Below are 12,391 nucleotides of genomic sequence, written 5' to 3' on the forward strand. Positions count from 1 at the left end.
GGCCTCCACTAAAGACTTTTCTAGAAACGGATCGCCCACTTGCACCGCCGGACGATCAGCTTCAGATTCATCCGTCAGCTCAGCACTGGCAAAGCTTGCCCCACCCATACCATCTCGTCCAGTGGTGGAGCCCACATACAGCACTGGGTTACCAATGCCTGAGGCACCGGATTTTACAATCTCCTTCGTTTCCATTAAGCCAATGGCCATGGCATTTACCAAAGGGTTACCCGCATAGGCCTGATCAAAATAGACTTCGCCGCCCACAGTGGGCACCCCAAAACAGTTGCCATAGTGAGAGATTCCTGAGACTACACCAGCAAAAATCCGTCGCGTATTGGGGTCATCCAACGCACCAAACCGCAGTGCGTTCAAAGCGGCAATTGGCCGGGCTCCCATGGTAAAAATATCTCGTAAAATTCCCCCTACACCCGTGGCAGCCCCTTGAAAAGGCTCTACAGCCGATGGATGGTTGTGGGATTCAATTTTGAACACCAACCGCTGTCCATGGCCCACATCCACAACACCAGCATTTTCTCCAGGCCCAACCAGAATGCGAGACCCCTCAGTGGGAAACTGCTTTAATAAGGGTCGCGAATTCTTGTAACAGCAGTGCTCTGACCACATCACTCCGAACATGCCCAGCTCAGCCCTATTGGGATGACGTCCTAAACGTTGGACAATTTCATCATATTCGCCTGGTTTTAAGCCTTCAGCAGCAATTTCCTCAGCAGAACACGGAATTGAGGTGGATGCAGTTGTAGACATCAATAGGAATTAAGTGAGTGAACAAAGGGTGACAGTGTTTGATCTTAAACCCTATTTCTCCACTCTCCACGGCCTATTACCCATACCCTCAAAAAAAAACCGACAGAACTCCCGCGAGTTCTATCGGCTGGTTGTGTGTTCCCTGTAGATGACTCGGCTAGAGTTGAGTCATCCTTAGTATGCTGAATTTAGGGAGGGGTGATAGCGATCTCAATCATCATGAACCTGTGATTTTGATCACTTTTGATCACATTTTTCTTGATATGGATCACACATGTCTGTAAATGTTGACATCCAACGGCCTCAGAGACCTATCTCATCGCACCTAACGTATTTTTCCAGGTCAGCTCTTTGCAAAGTACCTGTAATGCTCGCTGATCGGCATCAGTAAAGAGGCCTGAGTTACTCACTTCAGTTAACACTTGTTGAGTTAGCTGAGTCGCAAAGGTGCCACCGCAGTTCAGTAAATGACCGTAGTATCTAAACTGTGGGCGTTTATCAACATTCAAGTGAAACTGATGACGACCTTTATCATCCATGCAATAGACAGGGGTGTTTACAGGCACTACATGACGTGGAATTCCATGCTGGCCATAGGTTAGTCTGCCCTGATTCACCAAACTACCCACAAGCACAACATTTAATAAGGTTTTGGTTTCTTGAATCAAGTCCGGAGTAAACATCGGGTCTGGAGCACCCGTCAGTTGAGGACCGCTGTTCAAAAAAGCCGGGTTAAACAACTGCGAATTATAAATAATGCCCACAGCCCAATGCTGCTCATCGGTTTCTAGGGTGACAAACTGTCCAAAGCCGTAATCACTAACGGCAGGCGGCTCAATGACATCTCTATCCGTATTTAGCTGCACTACATAATCACAGTGGGAATTTGACTTAACCACCATGCCTAATTTGCAGCCTCGACGACGTTGCTTACCAGACACCATAGGGGCATTGATTGATCACAGCGCCCCTAGCATACCTAAAATAAAGCGAGAAATACGATCAAATGTACTCCCCGCTTCACATTATTCAATTAGGCAACTTACACCACCAGTGAAGGGTAAGCGGTTTAGCTCGACATTGCTTGGATGATGTAGTCAAAGTAAGGAGCCGCCCCAGCAGCTTCAGCCTCAGTCAGTAGACCTAAGGATGCATCTTTCAAGCATTCAATAGCGGCAACCATGCCAGGCACTGGTACATCAAGGGCATTGTACATCTCACGCACACCCACTAAACCAATGTTTTCAATGGGCTGTTTGTCACCAGCAATAATGCCATAGGTGATCAGGCGTAAATACCAACCATAGTCACGCAAACAAAGTGCCCGTTGCTTTTGACCGTAAGCATTACCACCTGGCGCAATAAAATCAGGACGTCGACGCCATAGGGCCTTACTGGCTTTATCTACAATCTTTTTTTCATTTTCAGCCAGCTTTTGCGCGATTACTAAGCGCTGAGGGCCAGTTTGCAAAAAATCTTGGATACCCCTGAGCTCGCCGCTGGTGGGATAGCGCAGCTCATCATCGGCGTTGAGAATTACTTGGCTAACGACAGACATAGCTTAGTGAATGCGGTGACTCGTAATAACTACAGTGTAACGACTCTGGGGCAAACAAGGAAAGAGATACTTGGCCCGGTTCAAAAGATTTTTATCCTCTGAATAATAACTGGTTGCGTGTTCTAGCCTGAGAGCTATGTTAAGAGAGTTTACAAACAATCCGGTAAACCATTCAAGCTGGTCACAATGTCACGAACTTTAGGGCTTGTCATAGAATTAAAACCCCGCCGGTAGCAAATATTTTTCGATCCCTGACGCGAGCAGCCTTATGACTTCACTAGTAGACAAGTCCCTGTGGCAACAGGGGCAGGTGATCGACTTGAAAATTGATGATCTGAGTAACAGCGGTGATGGTGTAGGTCGCTGGCAAGATCGAGTAGTTTTTGTCACAGATGCGGTTCCTGGAGATACTCTGCAAGTAAGGCTTACACGGTTAAAACCCGCCTATGGCTATGGGAAAAAACTGCAAATTCTTGAACCATCGCCAGATCGGATCCGCCCTGTCTGCATCGTGGCGGATAAATGTGGCGGCTGCCAGTGGCAAGCTGTGGCTTACTCAAAACAGCTGCAAGCAAAAGAGTCTCAAGTTCAGTCTGCTCTAGAACGTATTGGTGGCTTTGAGACGGTTCCTATAAGGCCAATTTTAGGGGCCCCAAACCCGTTAGCCTATCGAAATAAGGTCACCTATCCCTTAGCCCGAGGCCCTGGAGGCACGGTCAAAGCCGGATACTATCGTCGGGGCACCCATCAAATTGTAAATTTAAATCAGTGTCCAATCCAGCATGAGAGCCTGAATCCTTTGCTGGTGGATGCTAAAGAGGCGATCAAAGCACAAGGGTGGAGCCTTTATAACGAACAAAAACACCAAGGTCGACTTCGCAATTTAGCTCTTCGGGTTAGCCAAAATACGGGCCAAACGTTGCTGACGTTAGTCACCACAGGGTATCTACCAAATGTTCAAGGGCAGGCTGACCAGTGGCTCTCTGAGCATTCAAGTTTGGTGGGCGTATGTCTCAATATCAATCCGGAACGCACTAACAAGGTATTTGGGGAAGAGACCCGTTGCTTAGCGGGCCGACTCTATCTAGAGGAGATATTTTTAGGTCTACGATTGCGCATTCAGCCAACTACCTTTTTCCAGGTCAATACGGCTCAAGCCGAGACCTTGGTGAGTCTGGTTTTAGAGCACCTAAACCTGAAGGGTAATGAAACTGTCATTGATGCCTACTGCGGCATCGGCACGTTGTCTCTTCCCCTGGCCCAGCGTGCTGCTCACTGTGTGGGGATTGAATTTCATCCGGAATCAGTCGCACAAGCCCGTCAAAACGCGGCACTCAATGGGCTAAAGAATACGGAGTTTTTTGCTGGGGCCGTGGAAAAGCTGTTGCTAGAAATCAGTGCTCAGCAGTCTAGCCCTGTTGATGTTGTAGTGCTAGACCCCCCCCGAAAAGGCTGCGATCGCATCGTTCTAGAAACGCTAGTAGAGATCGGCCCTAACCGCATCGTTTATATGAGTTGCAACCCATCTACCCTGGCACGGGATTTAAAGATTTTATGCAGCAATGGCTATGGCCTAACCATGGTGCAGCCTGCGGACTTCTTTCCCCAAACCACCCATGTAGAATGCGTTACTTTTCTAGAAAAGGCAATTTTTTGATAGCCTGTCGCTGAGACGTCAGTGAGCAAACGAGGCAGCCATGAGATTTAGCGAGATAGTAGAGCAACTGGGCATTGCTGAGACATCAAGCCTAGCATCTCAGCCAGAGCTTAACCCGAACATCATTGGGGTCACCGCAGTTCAAGAATCACAGCCTGACACCATTAGCTACGTTGAAGGCAAAAAGTTTGCCCCCTACATCGAGCAGACAGCCAATGCGGCACTGATTTTGCCCGTCGATGAGGCCCTGCAAGCCCAGGCCATAGAGCGAGGCATTGCCTGGGTTAGTACTCACGAGCCCAGACTGGGATTTGCTCGTGCGATCGCACTGTTTTACCAGCCTTTTCAGCTCTCCCCTGGCATCCATCCCACAGCGATCATTGCCCCCACAGCCAAGGTTGGCAATAACGTGGCCATTGGCCCCTATGTCGTCATCCATGCTGGAGCCACCATCGGTGACAACGCGTGCATTCACCCTCAGGTAGTCATCTATCCCGACGCTAGTATTGGTGACGGCACAACACTCCATGCTAACTGTGTTATCCATGAACGTGCTCAGGTAGGAGCCCACTGTGTTATCCATACCGGAGCGGTGATTGGCTCCGAGGGATTTGGTTTTGTGCCAACAGCCCAGGGCTGGGAGAAAATGCACCAGTCCGGCATTGTCGTACTAGAAGACCATGTCGAAGTAGGCTGCAATACCACCATAGACCGTCCTGCTGTTGGAGAAACTCGCATTGGTCGCAATAGCAAGTTAGATAACCTGACACAGGTGGCCCACAATTGCCAGCTGGCCGATAACTGCATACTAGCGTCCCAGGTAGGCCTGGCTGGAGGGGTAGAGCTAGAGTCCTTAGTCGTGCTAGGAGGCCAGGTCGGCGTGGCCAACAACACCAAAATTGGCAAAGGTGCCCAGGCGGGCTCTAAGGCTGGCCTCCACAGCCATGTTTCCCCCGGCAGCATCATGATGGGCATTCCTGCCAGTCCTTATCGCACCTATCTAAAATCTTCAGCTATCTACAATCGCCTGCCCGAGATGCATCGCACCCTAAAGCGACTTCAACAGCAGGTAGCTCACCTAGAAGAACAGCTAGCTCAGGTAGAGCAAACGAACGAATAGCTGCTAGCATCAATAGTCAAGACCATTCTTTACAAAAAGACATAATCGCTACTGAAGTGATCTCGCACCCAGGATTACAGTAGGGCCAAATTGGCAGCTGACTTTCACTGCTTTATTTCATTTGCTCTACCATCCTCAGGAGATGCTTAAATTAGTGTAAAGGTTTCATTTGCGATCGCTGTATCGTCACGGTTGGTCCCCTATTCGGGTTTTTCTTGACGATGATCCGATACCTTAGCCTCATAACGTCTTTAGCCCGTTAATTCCTTAAGGCTCAACGTTTAAAGGCTCAGGCCAGCCTAGCAATTGTCCATACGATGCTCACTTTTCAATAAAGGTTGCCCTATGTCTCTCGGATATCTTGCTCTGGTACTCCATGCCCACCTACCTTTCGTTCGGCACCCAGAAAGTGACTTTGTTCTAGAAGAAGAGTGGCTATTTGAGGCAATTACTGAAACTTATATCCCCTTACTGACCATGTTTGATGGTCTTAAGCGGGATGGCATTGATTTTAAAATGACCATGAGTATGACACCTCCCCTGGTGTCGATGCTCAAAGACCCCCTCCTTCAAGAGCGTTATGACGAGCATCTAACCAATCTTGAGGAACTGACCGAGCGAGAGATCGAACGCAATGAGCACAACGGTCACGTCAAATATTTGGCAGAGTACTATGCCAACGAATTTAACCACACACGACAGGTGTGGGAGGACAACAAAGGTGACCTGATATCCGCCTTCAAGCAGTATGTCGATAGCAATAACCTAGACATCATCACCTGCGGTGCCACCCACGGCTACCTGCCTCTGATGAAGATGTACCCCGAGGCAGTTTGGGCCCAGCTTAAAGTCGCCGTAGAAAGTCACGAAGAGAACTTTGGCCGTCCTCCATCAGGAATTTGGCTGCCTGAATGTGCCTACTACGAAGGCCTGGAACGCATGGTTGCTGATGTAGGCCTCAGGTACTTTCTAACTGACGGTCACGGTATTCTGTATGCTCGTCCCCGTCCTCGCTTTGGAGCCTATGCCCCCATCTATACAGAAACTGGCGTGGCTGCCTTTGGCCGAGACCACGAGTCCTCCCAACAGGTATGGTCCTCAAAGGTAGGTTATCCAGGGGCTTCAGAGTATCGCGAGTTTTACCGTGACCTGGGGTGGGATGCAGAATATGACTATATCAAGCCCTACGTTATGCCCAACGGGCAGCGTAAAAATGTCGGTATCAAGTACCACAAGATTACGGGTAAAAATTTAGGGCTATCTGACAAGGATTGGTACGACCCCTATTGGGCTCGTGAAAAGGCCGCAGAGCATGCGAGTAATTTCATGTACAACCGTGGCCAGCAGATTGCTCACCTCAACGGCATGATGCAGCGCAAGCCCATTGTGATTTCACCGTACGATGCTGAGCTATTTGGCCACTGGTGGTACGAAGGTCCCTGGTTTATTGATTACCTGTTCCGCAAAACCTGGTATGACCAAGACACCTACGAAATGACCCACCTGGCAGATTATCTACGGAGCAATCCTACCCAACAGGTCTGCCGTCCATCTCAGTCAAGCTGGGGTTATAAGGGCTTTCATGAGTATTGGCTCAACGAAACTAATGCTTGGATTTACCCGCACCTGCACAAGGCGGCGGAACGCATGATTGATTTGGCCCGTCGTGAACCTGCTGATGAGTTGGAATGGCGTGCCCTTAATCAGGCAGCACGGGAATTACTCCTAGCACAATCATCTGACTGGGCTTTCATTATGCGTACAGGGACCATGGTTCCCTACGCCGTACGCCGTACCCGCTCCCACCTATTACGCTTTGACAAACTGCGGGAGGACATCATGGCAGGCAAAATCGATTCAGGTTGGCTAGAAAAAGTGGAAGAAATTGACAATATCTTTCCCAGTATCAACTACCGGGTATATCGCCCTTTGTAGGCAATTTGTGTCTAGGGCGCACAAGTGTCTAGGGCGCACAGTGTTTTAGGGCGTACAGCAGTGCGCCCCTACGTGATGTAAAAAAAGCACCGTTGAGGCCAACGGTGCTTTTGCTTTGCGTATTTGTATCTCTCTTGTTGCTTTGAAGCTCAACCTGTAATCCCGCTGGAGGCCTTAAGCGGCCCGAACTGGCTCGAATTTATGGGCATAGTCTTTAAGCAGATCATTCATTTGACCTAGGAAACCATCGCTAGAGCGCTTAATTCCCTCACGTTCAGGGAAGAAATCAGGCCGATCGAGGCTGTTGGAAATCGCATCCTTAACCTGGTCAGAGATCATCTCAGATAGGGCTTCACGGGCTTTATTGCGCTGATATGCAGCCCCCTCTTCAGTCGTGGCATAGAGGGGGGGTAATCGATTAAGCGCATAGGCTGCAATATCACCTAGATCAAGACTACAGTCATTGTTCGCCTCGATTTCAGCAACACGAGCAATAGCCTCTGTTAGGACTAGCTCCTCCATAACGTTGATAAACTGCTTGCGAGGCACAGCGACCACCTCGCCCGTGAGTAGTGACCCCATAAGGCGATCAAGGGCCATGTACTCTTCGATGGAAAGCTCTGAAGCAGTATCACAAATGCGTCCTACTTCAGCTTCCATCGCAGGGGTTAAATAACCATCCTGCAAAGCTTGTTCAACAATTTTTTCAATACTGCTCATCCTGTCAAATGGCTCCGTTGCATATCTCTGTAAACAGTGTTAGATGTTGCTGAATGTCGCAATGCACATGAGCACTTTCCAACCATTTTCAAAGGGTATAAATACAGATAAAACACTGATATCCACAACTAATAAAATGGTTTCACATTGATTCCATTGCTTCGAAAAAGATTTTCTAGAAGCCATAGTTTATAGCCACAATGGAATATACAAATGCCTTAATCAGTTAAAACATTTGCTTTATCAGCAACTAGCAACCCTTGTTAGACTTCAAACCTGCGTCCAAGGATCGTATTGGCATTAGTGTGCCCGGAGGTGACTTAACAAACACATCAACTGCATAAAACTACGAGAAACCTATCAAAAAAAGTCGATAATATAACGCCTAAAAACTAACAGTAAAAAATATCTTTTTAAAATTGAAATTTACAATATCGGCATTTATATATAATTTCCTGAGCGCCTCGAGAAAGTTTTATCGGAAAGCATTCAAACGAAGATTCGAAGATGACAAAACATAGAAAATGAAGCCTCTGCGTTGAGAAGCTTCATTTCATTGTCTATGAAATTACAAGACTGACTTAACTCATGATCTTGATGTAGGCCACAGCCGTACGCATGACAAGCATGGGTTGACCATCAATGTTCAGACAAATTGCCTGGGCATCCTGCCACAGAACAATGCTACTAAACACATCACCGGTCAATAGCTTGATTTCAATGGTTTGCTGATCACGGATCAGTGTCTGTATTTGTCGAATGCTGGGTGAACCTGTATCAAATTCAGTAGCCATAGCAGTCGTGGATAAACATGGATGAAACAGTAATAACGTACCCGGTCTATACTACTTCCGGTAAGCTGTTGACGAATTATTGCAACTCTTTTCTAATTATTGCAACTCTTTTCTAACGTCTGCGTATCATGGGGCTCGCCTTTAGCAAATATCACGGACTCGGTAACGATTTTATTTTGGTAGACAATCGGCACCAGTCATCTCCAGTTTTGACGCCTAAACAAGCGATGGATTTATGCGATCGCAACATTGGCATCGGTGCCGATGGCGTCATTTTTGCCCTACCCGGTGAAAACGGTGCCGATTACACCATGCGCATCTTTAACTCCGACGGGTCAGAGCCGGAAATGTGTGGCAACGGCATTCGATGTATGGCCAAATATTTAGAGGCGTTGGAAGCGGCAGCCGATCAACCGCCAACGACTCCCCACAGCTATCAAATTCACACCTTGGCAGGATTGATCGTGCCAACGCTACAAACCGATGGCCAAATCACGGTTGATATGGGAGAGCCCCGTCTATTGGCTGGGGAAATTCCTGCAACTTTGGCCCATGCCAGCGAAAAAATTATCGATCAGCCTTTGATGGTCGCAGATAAGACGTACCAGGTCACCTGCATCAGCATGGGCAACCCCCACTGCATTACCTTCGTGGAGGATACGACTACAGTTCCACTGGCTAAGATTGGCCCGCTGTTTGAACGTCATCAGGCATTTCCTCAGCGTATCAATGCTGAATTTATTGAAGTGGTGCGCCCTGACTATCTCAAAATGCTGGTGTGGGAACGGGGAGCTGGCCCCACCATGGCCTGTGGTACTGGTGCTTGTGCGGCCCTGGTGGCGACGGTATTGAATGGCAAGTGCGATCGCACCGCCACCGTTGAACTACCAGGTGGCCCCCTAAAAATTGAATGGTCTGCCACTAATAACCACGTGTATATGACGGGTCCTGCCGTTTTGGTGTTTACCGGTGAAGCTGCACTGTAATGGCTCCTACAATTGTCTTAACCAATGATGATGGCATTGATGCACCTGGAATCCAGGCATTATACAAAGCTACGGAAAAACTCTCCTTTAGCCATACCAACATCGGTATTGTTGCCCCAGATCAACATCTCTCGGGCTGTAGCCACCAGATTAACCGTGGCGGATCTATTAATGTTGATCGGCGCACCCCCCAGAGATACGCCATCGGCGGCACTCCAGCTGACTGTACTCGCGTAGCCCATCATCTCTATCCCCAACTCGATTGGCTCTTAGCAGGCATTAATGATGGTGGAAATCTGGGGGCGGATACCTATGTGTCTGGCACCGTTGCTGCTGTGCGAGAAGCCACACTGCTCAGAGTGCCGGCCATTGCGATTTCCCATTACAAGTCCAGAGGAATCTCTATTGATTGGGAGGTAGCGGCGCATCGTGCGGCCCGCGTGCTCACAATGTTAATGGAAAAACCGCTTGCCCCAGGGCAGTTTTGGAACGTCAATTTGCCATCGGTCAGCGACCCTGAACCCGAAATTGTTTTTTGCCCTGTGTGCACACAGCCATTACCGACTGAATCTAGCATTGAATTGGGACAATTTCGCTATACTGGCGCATACCAAGATCGACGGCGTGACCCTGATGCAGATGTTGATATCTGTTTTTCAGGGAATATCAGTGTCAGCAAAGTTTCTCTATGGTAAAAATATGACCCCTTTGGTTGCTCTCTGTTCGAACAGGGTGGATGATGATTGCCCTATCACCGCCATGCTTTCTAGCAATTTCCTGTAGAATAGCTGGTCAGCAATAGGCATCTTCACGGTTGCACATCTATGGAACAACTGAGTAATGGACTAACGCTTTTCTTTAGCTTGCTGGTAGAGGCCATCCCTTTTTTGCTCATTGGTGTGGCATTTTCGAGCCTGCTATTGTTTTTCGTAGATGAGCGTACGCTGATTAAGCTACTGCCTAAAACCCCCCTGCTAGGAGCTATAGCAGGTAGTTTAATGGGGGTATTTTTCCCTGTATGCGAATGTGGCAATGTTCCTGTAGCCCGACGGCTGATTGTGCAAGGAGCTCCATCTTCAGTGGCAGTGGGTTTTTTACTAGCAGCACCCACCATTAATCCGGTCGTATTTTGGGCCACTTGGGTAGCGTTTCGCGATCAGCCCGAGATTGTTTTTCTGAGAGTACTTTTTACATTATTCATAGCAGTCATCATTGCTTGGATCTTCAGTCGTCAGATTGATATGCGCCCCATCCTACAATCAGCTGTAGCTAGACAAATGCCTAAAGCCCGTAGGGTCGCTGCTCCAAGTAATCCCTTGCTGCGGTCAGGCACATTTTTGCTACAAACCGACGGGTCTACCCTGCAGCTAGACGATCCAACGGCAATTCTGACCGAAAAACCAGAGGTACCCCTAGCCATCAAATTACAGCTTGTCATCGACAATATGGTGCAAGAGCTGAAGGAGCTGGGGGCAGTATTGATTCTTGGTAGTGCGATCGCAGCTTTTGTTCAGGTAGCCATTCCCAGGGATTGGATTTTGGCCCTGGGGCAAAACTTTATCACCTCTATTTTGGCGATGATGCTATTGGCAGCCGTAGTATCCATTTGCTCAACGGTGGATTCATTTTTTGCGCTATCGTTTGCATCCACCTTTACCACTGGCGCACAGCTAGCATTCCTTGTTTTTGGTCCCATGATTGACCTGAAAAACATTGGCCTATTAATGACGCTCTTTAAGCCAAGGGCCATCATTTACATTTTCATGCTGGCAGCTCAGCTGTGTTTTATTTTGACCTTATTTATGAACCTCTATGTCAGCTAAATCAGCCAGAAACTCAGGTAAGGCTAAACGGCAAAGACGGTCTTCCAAACCATTTCGTCAGAATTGGTTAGATGTGTTGGTGCTCGGCGCTTGGAGTCTGACCCTATTTCGGTACTGGATCACTGGAAAATTGTTTCTGCTGCTGCATCCAGACTATATGTGGCTAGCTAATAGCGCTGCCATTGTTCTGCTAGGCATGGCTCTGTTTAAGCTAATTCAAGGACGGCGTGCCAAAAAGGTACAAGCTCCCCCTAGCCACACCACGTTGCTGCCGCCTCAGCTCAGCAGTTTCATTTTATTAGGTGTGGCTGTTCTGGGATTTATCTATACCCCCCAGGCATTTGCCAGTGATACAGCCATTCAGCGGGGTGTGGCTGACACGTTGACGATGACGCGCTCACAACCTCAACGTTTTGTCCGCCAGGCTGCCTCTGAAGAACGTACAATCATCGACTGGATTCGCACACTTAATGTATACCCAGAACCGGATGCTTATACGGGGCAAGGGGTTAAGGTATCAGGTTTTGTGATTCACCCCGATGAATGGCCAGAAGGATATCTCATGATTTCCCGATTTGTTTTAACGTGCTGTGCAGCCGATGCTTACCCCGTCGGCCTGCCTGTGGAGCTAGCTGTTTCACGACAGGCCTATGCCCCTGATAGCTGGCTAGACATAGAAGGAAAAATGATCACCACCACCATCAACGGCAAGCGCCAGCTCACCATAAAACCGACCAAACTGGAAACCATCCCTGAACCCCGTAATCCCTACGAATATTAGCCAGTTTCACACCATGACTACCCACCATCGCCAACCCCTTGATCGACTGGCCCAGGCAATGATAGCGCTGCTGGCCTTGGTTATTGGGGGCATGGTTTTATTTGGCGGCCCCGCCGCCTCAAAAGTCCGGGATTTTACCTGGCAAAATCGGCAGATTGGAGCTGAAGATACCGCCTTTTTGCTAACCTTTAGCCGCCCAATGGATCACACTAGCGTGGAACAAAACCTGACCATTGAGCCCCCCTTACC

At 48.5% G+C, this 12,391-nt stretch carries 12 protein-coding genes and 1 pseudogene; 8 read left to right on the plus strand and 5 right to left on the minus strand.

The window, feature by feature from the left end:
* The 3 genes from DXZ20_RS17010 to DXZ20_RS17020 all read right to left on the minus strand — a co-directional run.
* On the minus strand, window positions 1-768 hold a 768-nt coding region (locus DXZ20_RS17010), incomplete at its 3' end, for an AIR synthase related protein (protein WP_250565798.1).
* 311 nt (window positions 769-1,079) lie between these two features.
* On the minus strand, window positions 1,080-1,712 hold the full coding sequence (locus tag DXZ20_RS17015) for a DUF8166 family protein (protein ID WP_163664745.1): 633 nt from the start codon (window positions 1,710-1,712) through the stop codon (window positions 1,080-1,082).
* Between the two features lie 125 nt (window positions 1,713-1,837).
* Window positions 1,838-2,326, minus strand: a complete 489-nt coding sequence (locus tag DXZ20_RS17020; protein ID WP_163664743.1) for an allophycocyanin subunit alpha-B — start codon at window positions 2,324-2,326, stop codon at window positions 1,838-1,840.
* A gap of 268 nt (window positions 2,327-2,594) precedes the next feature.
* Here DXZ20_RS17020 and rlmD point away from each other — a divergent pair, with 268 nt between their 5' ends.
* From rlmD to DXZ20_RS17035, 3 genes are all read left to right on the plus strand, one after another.
* On the plus strand, window positions 2,595-3,983 hold the full coding sequence (rlmD, locus tag DXZ20_RS17025; protein WP_163699438.1) for a 23S rRNA (uracil(1939)-C(5))-methyltransferase RlmD: 1,389 nt from the start codon (window positions 2,595-2,597) through the stop codon (window positions 3,981-3,983).
* Window positions 3,984-4,023: 40 nt separating this feature from the next.
* Window positions 4,024-5,103, plus strand: a complete 1,080-nt coding sequence (gene lpxD, locus DXZ20_RS17030; RefSeq protein ID WP_163699440.1) for a UDP-3-O-(3-hydroxymyristoyl)glucosamine N-acyltransferase — start codon at window positions 4,024-4,026, stop codon at window positions 5,101-5,103.
* A 345-nt stretch (window positions 5,104-5,448) separates the two neighbouring features.
* On the plus strand, window positions 5,449-7,038 hold the full coding sequence (locus tag DXZ20_RS17035; RefSeq protein WP_163699442.1) for a glycoside hydrolase family 57 protein: 1,590 nt from the start codon (window positions 5,449-5,451) through the stop codon (window positions 7,036-7,038).
* A gap of 174 nt (window positions 7,039-7,212) precedes the next feature.
* On the opposite strand, the gene DXZ20_RS17040 is transcribed toward DXZ20_RS17035, so the two are convergent.
* Complete coding sequence (locus tag DXZ20_RS17040) at window positions 7,213-7,758, minus strand: late competence development ComFB family protein (RefSeq protein WP_006518123.1); 546 nt, start codon at window positions 7,756-7,758, stop codon at window positions 7,213-7,215.
* A gap of 581 nt (window positions 7,759-8,339) precedes the next feature.
* Window positions 8,340-8,552 (minus strand): Hfq-related RNA-binding protein, encoded by a 213-nt coding sequence (locus DXZ20_RS17045; protein WP_163664734.1) that lies wholly within the window; start codon window positions 8,550-8,552, stop codon window positions 8,340-8,342.
* Window positions 8,553-8,680: 128 nt separating this feature from the next.
* On the opposite strand from DXZ20_RS17045, the gene dapF reads away from it, so the two are divergent.
* The 5 genes and pseudogenes from dapF to DXZ20_RS17070 form a co-directional block, all read left to right on the plus strand.
* Window positions 8,681-9,538, plus strand: a complete 858-nt coding sequence (gene dapF / locus DXZ20_RS17050; protein ID WP_163699444.1) for a diaminopimelate epimerase — start codon at window positions 8,681-8,683, stop codon at window positions 9,536-9,538.
* Complete coding sequence (gene surE / locus DXZ20_RS17055; RefSeq protein ID WP_163664730.1) at window positions 9,538-10,233, plus strand: 5'/3'-nucleotidase SurE; 696 nt, start codon at window positions 9,538-9,540, stop codon at window positions 10,231-10,233. Before dapF ends, surE begins: the two co-directional genes overlap by 1 nt.
* Before the next feature lie 129 nt (window positions 10,234-10,362).
* Window positions 10,363-11,361: a permease gene (locus DXZ20_RS17060; RefSeq protein ID WP_163664728.1), complete on the plus strand. Its 999-nt coding sequence runs from the start codon at window positions 10,363-10,365 to the stop codon at window positions 11,359-11,361.
* Window positions 11,351-12,142 (plus strand): TIGR03943 family putative permease subunit, encoded by a 792-nt coding sequence (locus DXZ20_RS17065; protein ID WP_163664726.1) that lies wholly within the window; start codon window positions 11,351-11,353, stop codon window positions 12,140-12,142. The genes DXZ20_RS17060 and DXZ20_RS17065 overlap by 11 nt, the downstream gene beginning before the upstream one ends.
* Window positions 12,143-12,155: 13 nt before the next feature.
* Window positions 12,156-12,391, plus strand: a pseudogene (locus DXZ20_RS17070) (hypothetical protein); the annotation flags it as partial.

It is taken from the genome of Adonisia turfae CCMR0081 (genome assembly GCF_011009555.1).
In the GTDB taxonomy this organism is placed as follows: Bacteria; Cyanobacteriota; Cyanobacteriia; order Phormidesmidales; family Phormidesmidaceae; genus Leptothoe; species Leptothoe turfae.

Bases quoted from the DNA above. Each gene is read 5' to 3' on its own strand.
- DXZ20_RS17040 (WP_006518123.1), bottom strand. From the start codon at position 7,758: ATGAGCAGTATTGAAAAAATTGTTGAACAAGCTTTGCAGGATGGTTAT.
- DXZ20_RS17015 (WP_163664745.1), bottom strand. From the start codon at position 1,712: ATGGTGTCTGGTAAGCAACGTCGTCGAGGCTGCAAATTAGGCATGGTG.
- DXZ20_RS17020 (WP_163664743.1), bottom strand. From the start codon at position 2,326: ATGTCTGTCGTTAGCCAAGTAATTCTCAACGCCGATGATGAGCTGCGC.
- rlmD (WP_163699438.1), top strand. From the start codon at position 2,595: ATGACTTCACTAGTAGACAAGTCCCTGTGGCAACAGGGGCAGGTGATC.
- DXZ20_RS17065 (WP_163664726.1), top strand. From the start codon at position 11,351: ATGTCAGCTAAATCAGCCAGAAACTCAGGTAAGGCTAAACGGCAAAGA.
- DXZ20_RS17045 (WP_163664734.1), bottom strand. From the start codon at position 8,552: ATGGCTACTGAATTTGATACAGGTTCACCCAGCATTCGACAAATACAG.
- DXZ20_RS17035 (WP_163699442.1), top strand. From the start codon at position 5,449: ATGTCTCTCGGATATCTTGCTCTGGTACTCCATGCCCACCTACCTTTC.
- dapF (WP_163699444.1), top strand. From the start codon at position 8,681: ATGGGGCTCGCCTTTAGCAAATATCACGGACTCGGTAACGATTTTATT.
- DXZ20_RS17060 (WP_163664728.1), top strand. From the start codon at position 10,363: ATGGAACAACTGAGTAATGGACTAACGCTTTTCTTTAGCTTGCTGGTA.
- lpxD (WP_163699440.1), top strand. From the start codon at position 4,024: ATGAGATTTAGCGAGATAGTAGAGCAACTGGGCATTGCTGAGACATCA.
- surE (WP_163664730.1), top strand. From the start codon at position 9,538: ATGGCTCCTACAATTGTCTTAACCAATGATGATGGCATTGATGCACCT.